Annotated in this window: 17 protein-coding genes; 12 read left to right on the top strand and 5 right to left on the bottom strand. The window is 74.2% G+C overall.

Annotated elements, in window-relative coordinates; translation table 11 throughout:
- Window positions 1–279: 279 nt before the first annotated feature.
- Both QP090_RS27595 and QP090_RS27590 read right to left on the bottom strand, forming a co-directional pair.
- Window positions 280–729, bottom strand: a complete 450-nt coding sequence (locus QP090_RS27595; protein WP_285942333.1) for a Zn-ribbon domain-containing OB-fold protein — start codon at window positions 727–729, stop codon at window positions 280–282.
- Window positions 730–744: 15 nt separating this feature from the next.
- Window positions 745–1,989, bottom strand: coding sequence for an MFS transporter (locus QP090_RS27590; protein ID WP_285942332.1), 1,245 nt, complete (start codon window positions 1,987–1,989; stop codon window positions 745–747).
- Window positions 1,990–2,069: 80 nt separating this feature from the next.
- Here QP090_RS27590 and QP090_RS27585 point away from each other — a divergent pair, with 80 nt between their 5' ends.
- From QP090_RS27585 to QP090_RS27565, 5 genes are all read left to right on the top strand, one after another.
- Complete coding sequence (locus QP090_RS27585; protein WP_285942331.1) at window positions 2,070–2,981, top strand: LysR family transcriptional regulator; 912 nt, start codon at window positions 2,070–2,072, stop codon at window positions 2,979–2,981.
- Window positions 2,982–3,087: 106 nt separating this feature from the next.
- Window positions 3,088–3,855 (top strand): SDR family oxidoreductase, encoded by a 768-nt coding sequence (locus QP090_RS27580; RefSeq protein WP_285942330.1) that lies wholly within the window; start codon window positions 3,088–3,090, stop codon window positions 3,853–3,855.
- Between the two features lie 12 nt (window positions 3,856–3,867).
- Window positions 3,868–4,827 (top strand): LLM class F420-dependent oxidoreductase, encoded by a 960-nt coding sequence (locus QP090_RS27575; protein ID WP_285942329.1) that lies wholly within the window; start codon window positions 3,868–3,870, stop codon window positions 4,825–4,827.
- Between the two features lie 159 nt (window positions 4,828–4,986).
- Window positions 4,987–5,277, top strand: a complete 291-nt coding sequence (locus QP090_RS27570) for a Fe-S cluster assembly protein HesB (RefSeq protein ID WP_285942328.1) — start codon at window positions 4,987–4,989, stop codon at window positions 5,275–5,277.
- Window positions 5,278–5,432: 155 nt separating this feature from the next.
- Complete coding sequence (locus QP090_RS27565; RefSeq protein ID WP_285942327.1) at window positions 5,433–5,624, top strand: hypothetical protein; 192 nt, start codon at window positions 5,433–5,435, stop codon at window positions 5,622–5,624.
- An 18-nt stretch (window positions 5,625–5,642) separates the two neighbouring features.
- On the opposite strand, the gene QP090_RS27560 is transcribed toward QP090_RS27565, so the two are convergent.
- Window positions 5,643–6,749 carry an Rv3169 family protein gene (locus QP090_RS27560; protein WP_285942326.1) on the bottom strand — a complete coding sequence of 369 codons (1,107 nt, stop codon included), beginning with the start codon at window positions 6,747–6,749 and terminating at the stop codon, window positions 5,643–5,645.
- Window positions 6,746–7,819, bottom strand: coding sequence for a phosphotransferase family protein (locus QP090_RS27555; RefSeq protein ID WP_285942325.1), 1,074 nt, complete (start codon window positions 7,817–7,819; stop codon window positions 6,746–6,748). The genes QP090_RS27560 and QP090_RS27555 overlap by 4 nt, the downstream gene beginning before the upstream one ends.
- Window positions 7,820–7,937: 118 nt before the next feature.
- Here QP090_RS27555 and QP090_RS27550 point away from each other — a divergent pair, with 118 nt between their 5' ends.
- The 6 genes from QP090_RS27550 (at window position 7,938) to QP090_RS27525 (ending at window position 14,395) form a co-directional block, all read left to right on the top strand.
- The gene (locus QP090_RS27550; protein WP_285942324.1) at window positions 7,938–8,579 is read left to right on the top strand and encodes an MBL fold metallo-hydrolase; all 642 of its coding nucleotides are present in this window, start codon (window positions 7,938–7,940) and stop codon (window positions 8,577–8,579) included.
- Window positions 8,576–9,262, top strand: a complete 687-nt coding sequence (locus QP090_RS27545) for an HAD family hydrolase (protein WP_285942323.1) — start codon at window positions 8,576–8,578, stop codon at window positions 9,260–9,262. The genes QP090_RS27550 and QP090_RS27545 overlap by 4 nt, the downstream gene beginning before the upstream one ends.
- Before the next feature lie 178 nt (window positions 9,263–9,440).
- The gene (locus QP090_RS27540; RefSeq protein WP_285942322.1) at window positions 9,441–9,644 is read left to right on the top strand and encodes a PspC domain-containing protein; all 204 of its coding nucleotides are present in this window, start codon (window positions 9,441–9,443) and stop codon (window positions 9,642–9,644) included.
- A gap of 92 nt (window positions 9,645–9,736) precedes the next feature.
- The gene (locus tag QP090_RS27535) at window positions 9,737–13,264 is read left to right on the top strand and encodes a DEAD/DEAH box helicase family protein (RefSeq protein WP_285942321.1); all 3,528 of its coding nucleotides are present in this window, start codon (window positions 9,737–9,739) and stop codon (window positions 13,262–13,264) included.
- Window positions 13,265–13,335: 71 nt separating this feature from the next.
- The gene (locus tag QP090_RS27530) at window positions 13,336–13,728 is read left to right on the top strand and encodes a hypothetical protein (protein ID WP_285942320.1); all 393 of its coding nucleotides are present in this window, start codon (window positions 13,336–13,338) and stop codon (window positions 13,726–13,728) included.
- 70 nt (window positions 13,729–13,798) lie between these two features.
- Window positions 13,799–14,395 (top strand): hypothetical protein, encoded by a 597-nt coding sequence (locus QP090_RS27525; RefSeq protein WP_285942319.1) that lies wholly within the window; start codon window positions 13,799–13,801, stop codon window positions 14,393–14,395.
- Between the two features lie 30 nt (window positions 14,396–14,425).
- On the opposite strand, the gene lysX is transcribed toward QP090_RS27525, so the two are convergent.
- Entirely contained in the window at window positions 14,426–17,713 is a 3,288-nt protein-coding gene (gene lysX / locus QP090_RS27520) for a bifunctional lysylphosphatidylglycerol synthetase/lysine--tRNA ligase LysX (protein ID WP_285942318.1), read from the bottom strand.
- Between the two features lie 186 nt (window positions 17,714–17,899).
- On the opposite strand from lysX, the gene QP090_RS27515 reads away from it, so the two are divergent.
- On the top strand, window positions 17,900–19,957 hold the full coding sequence (locus tag QP090_RS27515) for a serine/threonine-protein kinase (RefSeq protein ID WP_285942317.1): 2,058 nt from the start codon (window positions 17,900–17,902) through the stop codon (window positions 19,955–19,957).
- Window positions 19,958–19,976 lie beyond the last annotated feature (19 nt).

Genomic DNA, 19,976 nt, shown 5'->3' with positions numbered 1-19,976 from the left:
TTTGCTCGCTCCGCTCGCTGCGGGCCGCCGCTTTCGCGCGACGGCTTCCCTCGTCACGTGCTCGCTCCTTCGTCGCTGCGCGCGTTCCTCAGTCCAGCCACCGCGCGGCGGCCCGCTGCTCATTTGCTCGCTCCGCTCGCTGCGGGCCGCCGCTTTCGCGCGACGGCTTCCCTCGTCACGTGCTCGCTCCTTCGTCGCTGCGCGCGTTCCTCAGTCCAGCCACCGCGCGGCGGCCCGCTGCTCATCGGCTCGCTCCGCTCGCTGCGGCTGCCCTCGTGCTCACTTGACCGGCCTCCACATCCACACCGTGTACTCGGCCTCGTCGTCCTCATAGAGGACGCCCTCGGTGAGCTCGACCTCCATGCCGACGGCGAGGTCGTCGACGCCGACGCCGGGGACGACCTGGCCGAGGACGACCATGCGCTCGGCCTCCAGCTCGACGGCGGCGACCGTGTAGGGGCGGAACGGGTCGGGGGACATGTACGGGGGCGGGGGCTTGTAGCGGGAGTCGGTGTAGGACCAGACGCGCCCCCGGCCCGACAGGGCGTGCTCCTCCAGCTCGGAGCCGTCCTTCGGGCCGGTGCAGCCGGGGTTGCGGCACGCCAGCTCGTTGCGCGGGAAGTACGGGGTGCCGCAGGACGCGCAGCGGGTGCCGAGCAGCCGGACGGCCCCGTCGCCGCCGGTGAACCAGCCCTCGATAGCCGGGCGCCGTTCCTTGGTGGTGCTCACGCGGCCCTCCTCAGGTCACTTCCGGCGCACCTTACCAACCAAGCGACCGTTCAAGACAGGGGAGGTTCCGGCCATCCCGGCGGCGGCGACCAGGCCGACCGCGAGCAGGAGCAGGACGTAGAGGCCGGTGCCGGTCCACTGGCCGCGCTCGTACGCGACGCCCCCGGCCGTCCCGCCGATGCTGCTGCCCAGGTAGTAGGCGAACAGGTACAGCGCGGACGCCTGGGCGCGCGCGGACGAGGCGCGCAGGCCCACCCAGCCGCTGGCCACCGCGTGCGTGGCGAAGAACCCGACCGTGAAGACCAGCAGCCCGACGGCCACCAGCGGCAGCGCGTCGGGCAGCGTGAGCGCGAGCCCGGACGCGGCCAGCAGCAGCGCCCCCACCAGGACCCGGCGCCGTCCGGACCGGTCGGCCAGCACGCCGGCGCGGGCGGACGCGGCCGACCCCGCGATGTTCGTCACCGCGATCAGCCCGACCACCGCCTGCGGGAGGTGGAACGGCGCGTCCAGCAGCCGGTAGGTGAGGAAGTTGTAGACGGTCACGAACCCGGCCATCGCCACCAGTGCGATCAGGTAGAGGCGGCGCAGGCCCGGGTCGCGGAGGTGGGCGAGCAGCGTCCGGTACTCGACCCGGCCGGGGCGGAACCGGCGGGACGGCGGGAGCAGCGCCCAGAACAGCACGGTGAACCCCAGCGCGACCACCCCGGTCGCCGCGAGCGCCCAGCGCCAGCCCGCGACGTCGGTCACCAGGCCGGGGACCAGCCGGCCGAGGACGCCGCCGATGCCGGTCCCGGCCACGTACCGTCCCATCGCGCCGCCGAGCGACTCGGGGTGGACCTCCTCGGCGAGGTAGGCCATCGCGACCGCCGGGACGCCCGCCAGCGCCAGCCCCTGCACGGTGCGCGCGGCGGCCAGCAGCGCGAACGTCGTGCACAGCGGGATCAGCAGCCCGACGAGCGCGGACGCCACCGAGGACACCAGCATCACCCGGGTCCGCCCGTACCGCTCCGACAGCGAGCTGACCGGGATGATCGCCACCGCCACCGCGCCGGTCGCCAGGGAGACCAGCAGGCTGGCCTCGGCCGGCGAGACGCCGAAGCCGCCGGACAGCTCCGGCAGCAGCGCCTGCGTGCAGTACAGCGACATGAACGTGGTGAGCCCGGCCGCGAACAGCGCGAGGTTGATGCGGCGCAGGCCCGGCGACCCGAGGCGGTGCGGTTCGGCCTCCTGGAGCGGGACCGGGACGACGGGGGCGGCCATGACGTCCAGGATTCAACTATCAGGAGTCATGCGTCCAATGAGTCTTCGATCGGAAAACGATGCTCTGCCAGCATGAATGCATGGATCTCACCACGGTGCGCTGGTTCCTGGCCGTCGCCGACCTCGGGCATGTGACGAACGCCGCGGCGGAACTGCGGATCTCGCAGCCCGGTCTGTCGCGCGCGATCGCCCGGCTGGAGCGCGAGCTGGACGCGCCGCTGTTCGACCGCGCGGGCCGGGGCGTGGTGCTCAGCCGGTACGGGGAGGTGTTCGCCGAGCACGCCCGGCGGCTGGTGGCCGAGGAGGAGGCGGCGCGGCGGGCGCTCGTCCAGGCCGCCGACCCCGAGCGCGGCGAGGTGTCGCTGGCGTTCCTGCACACCCAGGGGCCCCTGTTCGTCCCCGACCTGATCCGGCGGTTCCGGGGCGAGCATCCCGGGGTGACGTTCCGGCTCATCCAGGACCGGGCCGAGCGGCTCGCGGCGGCGGTCCGGGAGGGCCGCGCCGACCTGGCCGTCACCAGTCCCGACCCGGACGACCCGGCGCTGGTGTGGCGACCGCTGGTCACCGAGCGGCTCCAGCTCGCGGTGCCCGCGGGCCACCGGCTGGCCGGACGGCGCCGGGCCAGGCTGGCGGACGTGGCGGACGAGCCGTTCGTGGCGTTCCGGCGCGGCGCCGGGCTGCGCACGATCTTCGAGGAGCTGTCCGAGCGGGTCGGCGTCCGGCCCCGGATCGCGTTCGAGGGGGAGGAGTCGTGGACGGTGCGGGGCCTGGTCGGGGCCGGGCTCGGCGTCGCGATCGTGGCCCCGCGGCCGGACGCCGCCGGGCTCGGCGCGCCCGAGGGCGGCCCGGAGTCGCCGCACGGGGTGCGCCACCTGGCGCTGGCCGACCCGGGGGCGGTCCGGACGATCGGGCTGGTGTGGGCGGCCGAGCGGACCCGGCCGCCGGCGGCGGAGGGATTCCGGCGGTTCGTGCTGGCACCCGGGGCCAGCTAACTGACCCGTCAGTCACTTGGGTACAGTGACCGAGTCGGATTCGGCCGCGCCGGCCGCGCGGCCGGGCGCCGCCGGAGTACTCGGTGCTCAGCGAAGGAGAGTGCGCATGCGGACTGGACTGGAAGGGAAGACCGCGCTGATCACGGGCGCGTCCCGGGGCATCGGCAAGGCCATCGCGCTCGCGCTGGCCGCCGAGGGCGCCAACGTCGTGCTGTCCTCGCGCAAGCAGGACGCCCTCGACGCGGTGGCCGCGGAGATCCGGGCCGCGCACCCCGGCGTCGGCGTGCTGGCCAAGGCCGCGCACGTCGGCGACGCCGACCAGGCCGCGGCCTGCGTGGACGCCGCGGTGGCCGAGTTCGGCACGCTGGACGTGCTGGTCAACAACGCCGGCACCAGCCCGCACTTCGGCCCGATGACCGAGATCGAGCCCGCCGCCGCCGCCAAGACCGTCCAGGTCAACCAGTTCGCGGTCGTGCAGTGGACCCAGCTCGCCTGGAAGCGGTCGATGGAGCGGAACGGCGGCGCCGTCATCAACATCGCCTCCGTCGGCGGCATGGTCACCGAGCACGGCATCGGCTACTACAACGCCACCAAGGCCGCCGTCATCCACCTCACCCGCCAGTTCGCGATGGAGCTGGCGCCGAGCACCCGGGTCAACTGCATCGCGCCCGGCCTGGTCCGCACCGCGCTCGCCCGCGCACTGTGGGAAGAGAACGAGGAGCAGATCAACAAGTACATGCCGCTCGGCCGCCTCGGGGAACCCGAGGACATCGCCAACGCCGCGGTGTTCCTCGCGGGCGACGCCGCGTCCTGGATGACCGGCCAGACCATGGTCGTGGACGGCGGCTCCATCATCCGGCCCTCGATCGCCTGAGGAGGCGAGCACATGTCTCGCTGGGGACTGACCATTCCGCTGGCCGGGCTGCCCCTGGCCGGGCACCGGGAGATCGTCGAGAGCCTGCCTGGCCTCGGCTACACCGACGCCTGGTCGGCGGAGACCAACGGCACTGACGCCTTCACCCCGCTGGCGCTGGCCTCGCAGTGGGCGCCGGAGCTGCGCCTCGGCCCGGCGATCGTGCCGGTCTACACGCGCGGACCGGCGCTGCTGGCGCAGCAGGCCGCGACGCTCGCCGACCTGGCCCCGGGCCGGTTCGTGCTCGGCATCGGCACCTCGTCCGACACGATCGTGGAGCGCTGGAACGGCATCCCGTTCGAGGAGCCCTACAAGCGGACCCGCGACACGCTCCGCTTCCTGCGCAGGGCGCTCGCGGGGGAGAAGGTCAAGGAGGAGTACGAGACCTTCGCCGTCAAGGGCTTCAAGCTGGAGTCGGCCCCGGCGACGCCGCCGCCGATCGTGCTCGCGGCGCTGCGTCCCGGGATGCTGCGGCTGGCCGCCCGCGAGGCCGACGGCGCGATCACCAACTGGCTGGCGCCCAAGGACGTCGCGACGGTCCGCGGCGAGCTCGGCGACGGCCCCGAGCTGGTCGCCCGGCTGTTCGTCTGCCCGACCGGCGACGCCGAGGAGGCCCGCGCGATCGGCCGCTGGATGATCGCCGCGTACATGAACGTGCCCGTCTACCAGAAGTTCCACCAGTGGCTCGGCCGCGGCGAGGCGCTCGGGCCGATGAACGAGGCGTGGGCCGCGGGCGACCGCAAGAAGGCCCTGGAGGTCATCCCGGACGAGGTCGTGGACGACCTCATCGTGCACGGCACCCCCGACGCGTGCCGGGCCCGGATCCGCGAGTACGTGGCCGCCGGGCTCACCACGCCGGTGCTCGCGATCGTCCCCGGCGGTGGTCTCTCGCATGCCGAGGCGGTACGCGCCCTGGCCCCCAACGCGGGCTGACCGCCGGGCCCGGCATCGCCCTGACCAGCGGCGATGCCGGGCCACCTCGGGCCGTTCCGGCCCGAGGGGGCGGCGCGGCGCCGATGTTTACCCCCGTTCTGAACGGGGAGGGTGGGGCAGATCCTGAATCTGCAACATCCGAGACGTGAGGAGCTGATCATGCTGACGCTGACCAGCGGTGCCGTCCAGGTCATTCGTACCGTGACCGCCAACCCCGAACTGCCGCCCGAGACGGGCATCCGGATCGAGTCGGGCCTCGACGGCTCCGACGCGCTGCGGCTGTCGGTCGCGCCGGCGCCGGAGGCGGGCGATCAGGTCGTCGAGGAGGAGGGCGCCAGGGTCTACATGGAGCCCGTCGTCGCGACGATGCTCGACGGCAAGACCCTCGACGCGCAGGTGGACCCGCAGGGCGATGTGGCCTTCACGATCGCCGAGGGGACCGAGACCTGACCACCGCCCGCTCTCGCTCCGTCCGGTCGCGCCTGGTCATGCTCCCCGCTCGATCAGGAGTGCCCGGACGGTGCCGGCCCGGGGCCGCCGGTCCGGCCGGACCGGCGGCCCCGGTGCGTTCTCCGGCCCCGGGACGGTCTGCCAGACTGGCCGCCGTGACGTCAGCGCGTGAGGATCCCGCGGAGCCGTCGCGGGAGGAGCTGGACCGGCAGGTGCGCGATCACTACGGAACCTGGCGCGACCAGCCGCGCGGCCTCGCCTGCGCGGTGGTGGCCGGTTTTCTGGTGCTCACCACCGTCGCGCTGGTCGTCGCGATCGTGCTGGCGGTGCTCGCCGCGTCCCGCTAGGCCCGGACGGCCCGCGCGTCACTCCGGGATGGACGGGTGGGGGCCGAGGGCCCAGTACTCGAAGAGGCCGTATCCGGTCGCGGCACCCGTCGGCGCCGCGCCGTCCAGGTATTCGTAGCGGGCCACCGCGTCGACCATGCCCCACATGCGGGCGGCGTCCTCGTCCTTGCGGGTGTCGTAGGAGACGCCCTGCACCTTCAGGTCGGGGCCCTGGTACATGCCGTGCTTCCAGTCGGGCTCCAGCCCGTACCCGGTGCCGACCATCATGTGGACGGGCAGGATCGGGGTGGCGCGCAGTTCGAAGGGCGCCCCACCCGGCGGCGCGAACGCGAGCACGGCGTGGACGACATCGCGGGTGCCGGCGGCGTAGACGGGGCGGTACTCGGGGCGGCCGAGGTACTCGGGTTCGCGCGACTCGTCCGCCCACACCCGGGTGGCCTCCTCCAGCACCCGGCGGCCCTTCTCGTCCTCCTGGACGATGCACAGGACGGAGTGGTCCTCGAACTGGATCGGCGCGTACATCCAGTAGAACGTCCCGGCGTTCTTGACCTGGATGCCGGGCGGCTCGGGCTCGCCGACCGGGCGGACGCCCCAGGAGCGGTCCCGCGAGCCCCACCAGTGATCGGGGGTGACCTCGATCCGCTCGCCGTCCACGGTGATCGAGCCGGTCCAGCGGCCGGTCTGCGCGACACGGCGCGAGTCGAACACGACGCGCTCCTGCCAGCGCAGGTAGTGGGCGGGTTCGAGCTGGGCGGGGATCGCGCCCTCCCAGGCGAGGTCGAAGGACAGGCCGTTGCCGGTGTCCTCCAGTGTGACGCGCAGCCGCCGGAGGCCCTCGACGACCTCGACGCGGAACGGGCCGACCGCGGTGTCCATCCGGTCGGCGCCCAGTTCGCGCGAGGCCCGGACGACCTTGTGCAGCGGGCCGCGGCGGACCACCGCGAACGCGTCCATCACGCCGAGGTTCGGGTACTGGCCGATCCCGATGATCAGCATCAGGTCGTCCGAGCAGGGGTGCGCGTTGAAGTAGTAGCGGTCGTAGAAGTTGCGGTCGGAGGTGGTGACGTGCCGCATGACCTCCGGCGCCTGGTGGATCGGGTAGTCGTCCAGCGGTGACAGGGTCATGCGGGTCCTCCGGGCAGGATGCGGGCGAGCAGGCGGGTGCAGTTGTTGTCGTGGGGGAAGGCGTCGCCGGCCCCGATCCAGCCGAAGTCGATCATCGCCTGGCCGATCCGGGCCATGATGACCGCGAACTTGAAGCCGGAGAGCACCTGGTAGTAGGCCATGTGGCGGACCGGGCGGCCGAGTAGCCCCTCGTAGCGGGCGACCGTCTCGTCCGGCGTCGGGAAGCCGTCCAGCCGGGGCACGCCGATCCCCTCGGAGTGGTGGCGATCCAGGAACAGGAACCAGGCCAGGTCCTCCTCGGGCGCGCCGAGCGCCGCGGTCTCCCAGTCGAGCACCGCGGCGGGCGCGCCCCGCTGGAAGACGACGTTGCCGATGCGGGCGTCGCCCCACAGCGCGACGGGCGGGCCGGGCTCGTCCGGACGGTTCGCCTTCAGCCAGGCGAGCGCGTCCAGCGCGGTCTCCTGCGGACCGTCGTAGGCCCAGTGCAGGTAGTGCTCGTAGTAGCCGAGCCGCTGCTCCAGGCCGGTCGCGCCCCACTCGGGCTGATCGAGGAAGCCGAGGCCGAGGGCGTCCACGTCCAGCCGGTGCAGCTCGGCGATGATCTCCAGGGTGGACCACCACATCGCGGCCCGCTCGTCCGGCGCGACCTCGGTGACCCAGCCGCCCATGTGGTAGGGCGGCATGTCGGTCGGGACGCGGCCGTCGACCCGTCCCATCACGAAGAACGGGGCGCCGAGCGGTTCGGCGGACGGCTCGTACCAGCGGATCGGCGGGACCGGGATGCCGGTCCGCTCGTCCAGGACGCGCATCAGGCGGTACTGCTCGGTGAACCGCGCCTCGGGGAAGATCTGGTAGTGCGCGGGCGCGACCCTGGCGACGAACGGCTCGCGCCGCGCCGCCCCGGTCGCCGGGTCGGTCCACGCGGCGTCGAACATCAGGGTCTCGTTGGAGAAGCCACTGGTCTCGGGGGTTTCCAGCAGGGGGATCCGGACGCCGGGCAGGTGCCGGTCCAGCCAGCGGGCGAGGCTGCGCCGGGTGAGCTCGGGGTCGCGTTGATCGGGAACGGGCATCGCCGCCTCCAGAACACAAAGTGAAACGTGTTCTATCAACGCGGCGGGGACCGGTCAATGCATCCGGGCGGCGGGGGCGCCGCCCGGGGCGGCCCCGGCGGCGTGGAAAACTCGGAGCATGCGCCTCACCAAATTCGGACACGCCTGCGTACGGCTCCAGAAGGACGACCGGACCATCGTCATCGACCCGGGTTCGTTCAGCGAGGCCGGCGCCGCGCTCGACGGCGCCGACGCCGTCCTGATCACCCACGAGCACTTCGACCACTTCGACGCCGACGGGCTCCGCGCCGCCATGGCCGCCGATCCGCGGCTGGAGGTGTGGACCTCCCGCGTCGTCGCGGCGAACCTCGCCGACCTCGGCGGGCGCGTCCACCAAGTCGGGCACGGCGACGCCGTCACCGTCGCCGGCTTCGACGTGCACGTGTACGGCGAGGACCACGAGATCCTGCACCCCGACGTGCCGCCGATCCCCAACACCGGGTTCCTGGTCGACGGCGAGGTCTTCCACCCCGGCGACGCGCTGACCGTTCCGGACGAGCCCGTCCCGACGCTGTGCCTGCCCGGCAACGCGCCGTGGCTGAAGGTGCCCGAGATGTTCAGCTACACGCGGGCCGTGCGGCCGGAGCGCGCGTTCGTCATCCACGACGGCCTGCTCAACGACATCGGGCTCACCGTCATGGAGAACGCCGTCGGCGCCGCGGGCAAGGAGCTCGGCAAGGAGTTCCGCCGCATCAAGCCCGGCGAGTCGGTCGATCTGTGACCGTGTCCTCGCTCCCCGCACCGGCCCCGATCCAGGCCGTCTTCTTCGACATCGGCGAGACCCTCGTCAACGAGGGCGAGATCTACGGCCGCTGGGCCGACTGGCTCGGCGTGCCGAGGCACACCTTCCTCGCCAAGCTGGGCGCGGTCCTCGCCACCGGCGGCACCCACATGGACCTGTTCGAGTACTTCCGGCCGGGATTCGACCTGGAGGCCGAGCAGCGCCGCCGGGCGGAGGCCGGGGTGCCGAACGGCTTCGGTCCCGGCGACCTCTACCCCGACGCCCGCGCCTGCCTGGCCGCGCTGCGGGCCCAGGGGCTGTTCGTGGGGGTGGCCGGCAACCAGCCGGTCGAGGCCGCCGCGCAGTTCGCCGCGCTCGGGCTGGAGGCCGACGTGGTCGGCATCTCCGACGTGTGGGGGATCGAGAAGCCGTCCCGCGAGTTCTTCGAGCGGTGCGCGCGGCTCGCCGGCGCGCCGCCGGGCCGCGTCCTGTACGTGGGCGACCGCATCGACAACGACGTCCGCCCCGCGCTCGACCACGGGATGCGGGCGGCGTTCCTGCGGCGCGGCCCTTGGGGGCACATCCAGCGCGACGACGGGACCCTGAGCGAGGCCCTCTTCGTGCTCGACGACCTGGCCGGCCTCCCCGGTCTCGTCGCCGGCCTCAACGCCCCCGTCCCCTAGGGACGGCTCGCGGGCTCCGGGGATCCCCGGCCCTTAGGGGGCATCCCCTAGCCCGCTGGTATGGCGTCCGAACAGGTCGTCCGGCCGATGTGGCGGGCGGCGCGCGGTTCGTAGCGTGGGTGGTGCGGCCACGGCTTCGCGGTCGCACTCCGCTCCACACGAATCGGGGAGAAACGACATGAACGGCCTCTACCGCCCGCGTCACGGTCGGATCATCGGAGGGGTCTGCGCCGGGCTCGCGCTCCGGTTCGGCCTCACCCCCTGGACCGTCCGCCTGCTCGCGCTGCTCTCCTGCCTGCTGCCCGGACCGCAGTTCGTGGTCTACCTGGTGCTCTGGGTGATGCTGCCGAACGAGGGCGACCAGCGGGCGCGGGCGCACTGACCCCGCAAGATCATTGGTTGCCCTTGGTCCGGGCCCGCCCAGGGTGTTAGATCGGGGCACAGCGTTTCCCAGAGGGCAGGGAAGGAGCCGCTGTGCCTGAGAAGGGCCCGGCGCCCGGCCGTGCCGGCACCGAGGTCACCGACGTCGCCGGCGAGCCCGCCACCGACGTCGCCGCCGCGTCGGAGCTGCTCGGGTTCCTGCGCGACCTCGCCGCCGCCCGGCGGCGGCCGGTGGGCGACCTCGCCGCCTACGAGCAGGTGCACTGGCTCGCCGAGCTGCCCGGCGACGTCTACGTCGAGACCGACGCGGGACCCGGCGACGTGCTGTTCAGCGTCCCGGTCATCCCGCTGGCGCCGCCCGCCGTGCTGGAGGAGTTCGACGGCTGGCTCGGACTGCGGCACTGGTACCGGACGCTCCGCGACGTCGCCGGCCGGTCCGCCGCGCAGGGCGACGAGGTCCTGCTGGCCACCGGCCTGCTCACCTGGCAGCCCGCCGCCGGGCCCGCCGTCCGCGACCACCTGCTCGCCACGCCCGTGCGGATCGCGGTGGACGAGCGCACCGAGCGGATCGACGTTGTCCTCGCCGGGGACACCTCGCTGCGCGACCGCGAGCTGCTCGGCGGCGTCCCCGGGTTCCGGCCCGGCCGCACCGCGTGGATGCGCGACGCGGTGCGGTCCGGTCAGGGGTTCGGGCTGCACGCCTCCGTCGGCGACGTCCTCCACGAGTGGGCCGCCATCGCCTTCCCCGGCGGCGTCGCCTTCCACGAGGACTGGGCCCCCGACCCCGCCGGGACGTCCGTCGTCGACGCGTCGCCTGAGTCCGAGCTCGGCGCGGCGCCCCTTCCGCGGCTCGGGCCGGCGCCCGCGCTGGTCGTCCGCCGGCCGGGCCGCGCCAACGTCGCCGACTACTGCGCCGGGCTCATCGACCGGCTGGCCGCGCCCGGCGCGACGGTGCCCGGCGGCTTCGCCCGGTTCCTCTCGCCGGGGACGCGCACGCCGCTGCTGCACGTCCAGGAGTGCACCCCGCGCACCGTGCCCGGCCTCCTCACCGGCCTGCTCGTCCGCGGTCAGCGGGTGCTGGTCGCCACGTCCGACACCGAGGCCGCCGCCGAACTGCGCGCGGCGCTGCCCGCCGAGATCGCGGCGCTGACCGCGACCGCGACCGCGACCGGCTCGGCGGCCCCGGCCCCGGCCTCCGGCCGGCCCGGCTCGGGGGCCGAGGTGGCCGCCGCGCTGCTGTCCCGCGCCGCCGCGCACGACGCCGAGAGCCACGGCCGCCAGGTCGCGGGCCTCGCCGAACGCGAGGAGGCCGCCCGGCGGGAGGTCGCGGGCCTGCGCGAACGCCTCGACCGGGCCGGGACGCAGGAGCCGGCCGAGGACGTGGCGGAGGTCGAGGAGCGCGAGCCGCCCAGCGCCGAGCCGCCCAGCGCCGAGCCGCCCGGGGACGGGCCGCCCGGCTCCGACGCGGCCTCCGTCCGATGGTTGCCGCCCAGGCCGGGGCTGCCCGACGACCCGCCCGTCTCCGCGCCGGAGGCCGCCGACCTCGTCCGGCTCCTGGCCGAGGAGACGCCCGAACGCAAGCTCCGCACGACCCAGCGCGACGTCGACCCCGGCTCCCTGCCGAGCGGCGGATACGTCCGCACCCTGATCGAGGCCGAGACCGCCGCCGCCGAGCGCGCCGAACGCGCCGAGACCGAGCTGTCCAGGCGGCTGCGCGACTGCGACCTGACCCTGCTCGCCCGGCTCGACGGCTGCGCGTCCACCGTGAACGCCGCCCTCCGCGACCTCGGGCTGGACGGCCATCCGGGCGGCTGGAAGCTCTCCGACCTCGCCGCCCGCGCCTTCGCCGACGCGCTGGCCCGGCGCCGCCCGCTGGTCTGGGCGCGGGTCGCCGAGATGACCTCCCAGGCCGAGTGGGCGGGCCGCGCGCTGGAGGGCATCAGCGGACGCCACGTCGGACTCCCGCCCGGCGACCTGCACTTCCGCAAGCTGGCCGGAGCCGCGCAGGACCTGCGCGACTACCTGAGCGACGGCGGCAGCCTCAAGCGCGGCCCGCTGCGCTCCACCGCGCAGCGCCAGGCCGAGCCGCTCCTGTCCGCCGTCACCGTCGACGGCGAGTCGCCCACCACCCCCGAGCTGCTCGACGTCGTCTTCGCCGACCTGATGGTGCGGATGGTCTGCCAGGAGCTCCAGCACGTGTGGGAGGCGGCGGGGGTGTCGTTCCCCGCCGACGTGCCGCTCGCCGACCGGGTCGCCCGCTTCGCCCGCGCCCACGCGCGCCTCGCCCGCATCCGCGAGGCGCTCCCCGCGCTGGACGAGACGATCGAGCTGCTCGACCGGTCGGGCCTCGGCGTCCCGCTGACCCACCCGTTGCAGTGGCACGGGTACGTCGTCGGCCTGGAGAGCGTGCTCCTCGCGCTCGGCGTCGCCCGGGCCGCCGCCGACCTGAACGCCCTGCGCGACTCGATCGTCGCGCAGGGGGACGACCCGCCCGAGCTGCCCGCCGCCATCGCCGCGATCGACGCCCGCGATCCCGCCGGGTACGGCCGGTGCCTCGACGCCCTGGCGGACGCCCGGCGCGAGCGGGATGACCAGTACCGCTGCGAGGCGCTCCTCGACCGGATCCGCGCCGTCCACCCCGACCTGGCCTACCTGCTGGTCGCCACCGACGGCGACGAGGTGTGGCCGGGCCGCATGGAACGCTGGGACGAGGCGTGGGCCTGGGCCCGCGCCGAAGGCCGCCGGGCCGCGGACCGCCGCACCCCGGACCACCGCTCCGGAGCCGGAGCCGGGGCCGGGGCCGGGGCGGCGCCCGCCGCGGCCCTTCTGCGCGCGGGGCTGGCCGAGGCCGAGACCCGGCTCCGCGACATCGGCACCGAGCTGTCGGCGGCTCGCGCCTGGGGCGCCTGCCTGGCCCGCCTGACCCCCGGCGGCGCGTCCCCGCACGACGCCGTCCCCGCCTGGATCGTCCCGCTGTGGCGGATCCCCGACGTGCTGCCGCCGCGTCCCGGATCGTTCGACGTCGTCATCGTCGACGGCGAGCACGGCGCCGGAGCCGAGGCCCTCTTCGTGCTCTGGCTGGCGCCCCGCGTCATCCTCGCCGGAGCCCCGGGCCCGGAGCTGCCGGCGCCCGGCGGGACGGCCCCCGCCCCCCTTCCCGGACCCCTGCGCGATGTGGCGACCGCCACGTCGACCCTCTTCGAGACCCTCCTGACCCGTTTCGTGGCCCCGCCGCCGGTGGGGCCACCCGTCCGAGAGCCAGAGCCGGAGCCCGTCGTGTCTGAGCCCATGCCGCCCGTCGTCCCGGAGCCCCTGCGCGCCCCAGCGCAAGCACCCCCGCAACCGCAGGCCCCGCCGCCCGCCGCACCCCCCGCGCCGCCCGCGCGGCCGTCCGCCCCGCACGTCTTCGCGGTGAGCCGGGGACGGTCGATCGTCGCCTACAAGCGTCCCGAGCTGGTGGAGCTGGTGGGGCGGATCGCCGCGAAGGAGCCGGACCTCACCGACGAGCAGATCATCGGGCTCGCGCGGCGGATGCTGGGCTGCCCGGAGAGCGAGGAACTGCTGGTGGGCGCGCGGCTCCGCTACGCGGTGGACGCCTTCCGGGAGGGCCACTCCGAGTAGGTCGCGGCGGGCCGCGGCCGTGATCGGAGAATTCGGTGGTGTGTGTCGTACCCGGACGGCACAATCCCGGCATGGCGATTGACGAGCTGGTCGAGGTATGGCGGACGATCATCAAGGGTGCGGGCAAGTCCTGGGTGCTGTTCGAGAACGGCACCTGCGTGATCCTGATGGAGCCGGAGGCCGACCTGACCGCGCAGGCGATCGGGATCATGCGCGAGTTCGGGCCGGTGGCGGGCGGCACGCCGTCCGGTGACTTCGGCACCATCGACCTCGACGCCGCCCCGGGCTGGGCGGTGTGGGGCCACCACCCGGACGTGCTCACCTACGTGGCGCCGGACGAGGTCGACGTCGACGGCGAGGCCGGCGTCGACGACCTGCGCATCGGGCTGTTCGGCCGAAGCAAGCGCGGCCAGGACGGCGACGAGCTCAAGGTCGTGCACGTCGAGGACAAGCGTCCCGCCTGAGGGGCGTCCTCGACGGGACGATTCCCTGTACCCCGGGCCCGCCTCGCGGGCGTTCTGTACAAAGGAGCATGTGACCGGTTGGGACGAGGAGGCGCTGGCGGTGCTCCGCGCCGCCGCGTCCGCCGGTGACGGCCGCGCGGGGCTCGAGGTGCTGCGCGGCCGTTCGCTCGTCCCGGTGCTCCAGCACGCGGGCGACGTGCTGGTCGCGGCGCTCGCGCAGGGGGCGCCCGGCGCCGGGCCGCACGCGAGCGCGTGCCTCGCCGAGCTCGACGGCCGCGGCCTCCCCGGTGACGCCGAGCTGGCCGCCGAGCTCGCGGCGGCGCTGTACGACCCGCGTCCGCGCCCGGACCTCGCCGATGTCCCCGTCGATCCGGGCGCGCTGGCGGCGGCGCTGGAGGACGCGCCCGCGGGCGGCGGCGCCCACGTGCTCGACCTGCTGCGCGGCGACGTCCTCGAAGCAGGCGAACTCGACGGCGAGCCCGCGTTCGACGCCGGGGACGCCGCGTACGACCCGGGCCGCTGGCTGGTGGTCCCGCCGCGCCCGACCACCGGCGCCGGGTTTCCCGGCGAGGCGGACGGGACGTTCGCCCGGGAGGAGCGGCGGCGCGGCCGGGCCCGGCGCTGGCTCGCCGAGCACGGCGGCCGTCCGGTGCCCCGCACGCTCTGACCCGCTCGCACCGGCGCACCGGCGCGGCGTTCAGGACCCCGGGCGGACGAGCGGGAACGGGATGGTCTCCCTGATCGAGCGGCCGGTGAGGGTGATCAGCAGCCGGTCGACGCCCATGCCCATGCCGCCCGCCGGGGGCATGGCGTACTCCAGCGCGCGGAGGAAGTCCTCGTCGAGCTCCATCGCCTCGGGGTCGCCGCCGGCGGCCTGGAGCGACTGCTCGGTGAGCCGCCTCCGCTGGAGGATGGGGTCGATCAGCTCGGAGTAGGCGGTGCCGAGTTCCATTCCGAAGACGATCAGGTCCCACTTCTCGGCGAGCCGGTCGTCCGCGCGGTGCGGGCGGGTGAGCGGGGAGGTCTCGGCCGGGTAGTCGCGGACGAAGGTGGGGGCCTTGAGCCCGGACTCGACCAGCGCCTCGAACAGCTCCTGGACGAGGCGGCCCTGGCCCCACTCGGGCGCGACGTTCAGCCCGGCCCGCTCGCAGAGCGTCCGGACGGTCTTGAGCGGGCTGTCGGGGGTGACTTCGGTGCCGAGGGCCTCCGACACCGACCCGTAGACGGTGATCTCCCGCCAGGGCTCGGCCAGGTCGTACTCCACGCCGTCGCGGACCAGGACCGTGGTGCCGAGCGCGGCCCGCGCCGCGTCGATCACCAGGTCGCGGGTGAGCACGGCCATGGTGTCGTAGTCGCCGTACGGTTCGTAGGCCTCCAGCATGGTGAACTCGGGGTTGTGCTTCTGCGAGACGCCCTCGTTGCGGAAGTTGCGGTTCAGCTCGAAGACCTTGCCGACCCCGCCGACCAGCAGCCGCTTGAGGTACAGCTCAGGTGCGATCCGCAGGTAGAGCTGCATGTTGTAGGCGTTGATCCGGGTGGTGAACGGGCGCGCCGTGGCGCCGCCGTGGATCGGCTGGAGCATCGGCGTCTCGACCTCCAGGTAGCCGCGCTCGCGCAGCCCGTCGCGGACGGCGGCGACCGCGTCGCCGCGCATCCGCAGCATCCGCCGGGAGTCGTCGTTGACGATGAAGTCGACGTAGCGCTGGCGGACCCTGGCCTCGGGATCGGCCAGCCCGGACCGCTTGTCGGGCAGCGGGCGCAGGCACTTGGCGGTGAGCTTCCAGGTCGCGGCCAGCACCGACAGCTCGCCGCGCCTGGAGGTGACCACCTCGCCGGTCACCCCGACCTGGTCGCCGAGGTCGATCAGCGACTTCCAGGCGTCCAGCGAGGCGTCGCCGAGCGCGTCCGCGGTCAGCATCACCTGGAGGTCGGCGGTCTCGTCGCGCAGCGTCACGAAGACGAGCCGGCCGTGCTGGCGGGCCAGCACCACCCGGCCCGCGATGGCGACGGTGACGCCGGTGCCGGAGCCTGGCGCGAGGTCCGGGAAGCGCGCGCGGATGTCGGCGGCGTAGTCCTCGCGCGCGAAGCCGAGGGGGTAGGGATCCATGCCGGCGGCGCGGATCCGCTCCAGCTTGTCGTGCCGGACCCGCTCCTGCTCCGACAGCCGCCGGTGCGGGGTGCGGGCCGCGTCGGCGGCCTCCTCGATCTCCTTGATCCGCTCGGTGAGCTGCATGGACGGCGCCATGTTGGCGGCCCGGTCGAGCTTGGGCCGGTTGAGGCTCGGCACGAACCCCTCGGCGCGGGCGTAGGCGAGCCCGAGGCGCACCAGGTCGCGGCTCTGCGTGTAGCAGATGAACCGGGGCCGCCACTCGGGGAGGTACTTGGCGTTGGACAGGTACAGCGATTCGAGCTGCCAGAACCTCGACGCGAACGACAGCAGCCGGTAGTAGAGCCGGGCGACCGGCCCGGCGCCGATCTGCGAGCCGCGCTCGAACGCCGAGCGCAGCATCGCGAAGTTGAGCGAGAGCTGCTGGGCGCCGACGGCGGCGGCCTTCTCGGCGAGCTTGGCGACCATGAACTCGTTCAGCCCGTTCTCGGCCGCGCGGTCGCGCCGCATCAGGTCGAGCGACAGCCCGTTGCGCCCCCACGGGACGAAGCTCAGCAGCCCGCGCAGCTCGCCCTCGGCGTCGAACGCCTCGACCATCACGCAGCGCCCGTCGGTCGGGTCGCCGAGCCGGCCGAGCGCCATCGAGAAGCCGCGCTCGGTCTGCTCGCCGCGCCAGGCGTCGGCGCTGCGGATCAGCTTGGCCATCTCCCAGGACGGGATCTGCGAGTGCCGCCGGATCCGGACCGTGTAGCCGGCCCGTTCGACCCGCCGCACCGCCTGCCTGACCTGCCGCATCTCGCGGCCGTCCAGGCTGAAGTCGGTGAGGTCGATGATCGCTTCGTCGCCGAGTTCCAGCGCATCGAACCCGTGCCGCCGGTAGATGTGCGCGGCGCGCTCGCCGACGCTGACCGCGCCGGGGATCCACGCGTGCGCCTGGCACTCGCCGAGCCACGCCTCGATCGCCTGGTCCCACGACTCGGGGTCGCCGAGCGGGTCGCCGCTGGCGAGCGAGACAGAACCCTCGACCCGGTAGGCGATGGCGGCCTTACCGTTCGGTGCGACGATGACGTCCTTGTCGCGGCGCAGCGCGAAGTAGCCGAGCGAGTCCTGGTCGCCGTACTCGGCCAGCAGCGCGCGCGCCGCCAGCTCCTCCTCCGGGCTGAGCACCGGGTCGCGGCGGCCGGGCTTGAACAGCGCCCAGAACGTGGCGACGAGCAGGCCGGTGCCGAGCACCCACAGGATGCCGTCGACCCAGAGCGGGACGCTGACGTCGATCGGTTTGCCGGTGACGCGCGGCCCGAGGATGGTCTGCGCGGCGGCGTAGGCGGGATGGGTCCAGAAGCCGCCGCGCGGGTCGCGGTCGGTGGCGGCGATGGTGAACGTGCCGATCACGCTGGTCACGATCAGCGTGCCGGTGAACACCAGCGCGGCCAGCCGCCGGTTGGCCCGGTCGGGCAGCGTGGTGAACTCCCCCCGGGCGGCGGTCAGCAGGCCCAGCCCGGCGATGAAGACGGCCGCGGTGACCAGGTAGCCGATCGGGGTGGGCTCGCTCGGGTCCAGCAGCGAGGCCAGTGCCTTCACCGAGGACGCCGCGGCGCGCAGCGTGAAGATGAGCACCATCATCCGCCAGGCGGCCTTCTTGCGCCGCCGCACGCCCATCGACAGCAGGATCCACACCAGCCCGATCGGCACGCTCGGCACCCAGTCGAGGTAGCCGAACCAGCGGAGCGCCCAGAAGTCGGCGATCTCAACGATGAGACCATAGGCGAGCCAGGACAGCAGTGAGAGAATGCCGGCGAGGCGGGTGTACCAGAAGAAGATGGTCGGGGCTGCCTGGATCAGGCGGCGCCACTCGACCAACAGGGCGTTCTCCGCCATGGTTCCCCCGTCGCCGCGCTGTGGTGCTCTCTTAGTTGTACCGGGTGTCACGTCCATGTCGCTTCCGTCACGGCCCTGCCGGTCCGGTGGCCGACGAGGGCGCGTCACCGGACGTCGTACGGGTAGAGGGATGTGGCTTGCAGGCTGGGTCCAAGATTGTCAGCAAAAATGGATATGGTCGCGGATATGCCGAATGAGACCTCCGGCGAGCGCTTGCTCGCTCGCCGCTACCGACTGGTGACCCAGGTCGGCCGTGGTGGCATGGGCACGGTCTGGCAGGCTCACGATGAGGTCCTCGGACGCGACGTGGCGGTGAAAGAGGTCATCCTGCCGCATGGTCTCACCGATGAGGAACGGGCCGTCCAGTACAAGCGGACGTTCCGGGAGGCGCGCACCGCCGCGCGGCTCGGCCACCCCGGCGTCGTCACCGTGTACGACGTCGTGGAGGAGGACGGCCGGCCCTGGATCATCATGGAGCTCATCCGGGCCCGGTCGCTGGACCAGGTGATCAAGCAGGAGGGCCCGCTGGAGATCCGGCGGGCCGCCGACATCGGCCGGCAGATGCTCGCCGCGCTGCACGCCGCGCACGACGCCGGCGTGCTGCACCGCGACGTCAAGCCGAGCAACGTGCTGGTCACCCGGGGCGACCGCGCCGTGCTCACCGACTTCGGCATCGCCACCGCCTCCGGCGACGCGACGCTGACCCAGACCGGACTGGTGATGGGCTCGCCCGCCTACATCGCCCCCGAGCGGGCCCGCGGGCGCACCGCCGGGCCCGCCTCCGACCTGTGGTCGCTCGGCGTCACGCTGTTCGCGATGGTGCACGGCAGGTCGCCGTTCGAGCGGGCCGAGCCGATGGCCGCGCTGGTCGCGGTGATCTCCGAGGATCCCGATCCGCCGGAGAAGGCCGGCCGGCTCGCCCCGGTCATCGAGGGGCTGCTGGCCAAGAACCCCGACCACCGGATGGAGGCCATCCAGGCCGGGGCGCTGCTCGACGAGATCGTCCGGCACGAGAGCGTCGACACCCAGCGCACGCTGGCGGTCGAGGTCTCGCTGGAGCAGCTCATGGGCCAGGCGTCCCCTGGCGCGGCGGCGCCGCCCGCCGAGCAGGAGCGTCCGGCCAAGCGGCTCCGCCCCGCCCGCAGGGAGCGGCCGAAGGACCAGCCCCGGGCCCAGGGGCCGCCGCCCGCGGCCAAGGAGCCGACCCAGTCGACCGAACCGCACAGCGCGGTCGACGAGGAGGCCGAAGAGGCGGAGGCGGCGTACGCCAAGGAGAACCCGCCGCCGTCCGCGCAGCCGCGGCCCAAGCCGCAGCCCAAGCCACGGCCGCAGCCCGAGCCGCAGCCGCAGCCGCAGCCGCAGCCGCAGCCACGGTCGCGGCCGGAGCCTCCGCCCCCGGCGGCCCCGGCGCCCGCACCCGATCCCACCGACGGCCGCACCCGGTCCGTCCCCACGCTCGGCGACACGGCGTCGGTCGCACCCGGCCCCGCCCGCGCGCCGTCGTGGAGTCCCGGCCCGGCCACCGGGCCCACGGGCCACCAGGATCCGCCCGCCACCGGCCCGGCGGGCCATCCCGCGCTGGCCCGCAACCGCAACGCGCTGCTCGTCGCCGTCGCGGTGGTGATCCTCCTCGTGGTCGTCGCGGCGGTCGCCTGGGCCAACTCCGGCGGCGGCGGGGCCGAGAAGAAGGACCCGCCCGTCGGACAGAAGGCGTCCAGTGCGCCGCCGCCCTCGTCGTCGCCGCCCGCGACGCCGACGCAGACCGTCTCGTCGAGCCCCGGGCTGCCCGCCGGCTTCCACATGCACAAGGACCGCACCGGCTACTGGGTGCCGATCCCGGACGGGTGGAGCGCGCCCAAGCGCAAGGACGGCGGCGACTTCTTCTACTCGCCCGACGAGAGCTCCTACATCCAGATCGGGCAGACCTCCACGCCCGGTGCGAGCGCGCTCCGCGACTGGGAGCAGCAGGAGAACGGCGGCCGGGCCTTCCGCGGCTACAAGCTGGTCAAGATGGCCAAGACCGGCGACCAGCCGCCCGTCCCCGACACCAAGGACGGTGCGAAGTCGGCCGACTGGGAGTTCACCCACACCACGTCCCGGGGCCGCATGCGCATCCTCAACCGGGGCTTCGTGGCGAACGGCCACGGGTACGCCATCCTCCTGTCGGCCCCCAACGGCGGCTGGGACAAGACGTTCACCGATCTCCAGCCCGTCTACCGCTTCTTCAAGCCCGCGGGCGCCTGAGCGCGCCCGAGCCGGCCTC

The organism is Actinomadura xylanilytica (assembly GCF_030283145.1).
In the GTDB taxonomy this organism is placed as follows: domain Bacteria; phylum Actinomycetota; class Actinomycetes; order Streptosporangiales; family Streptosporangiaceae; genus Spirillospora; species Spirillospora xylanilytica.
This window is presented reverse-complemented; position numbering and strand designations above follow the sequence as displayed.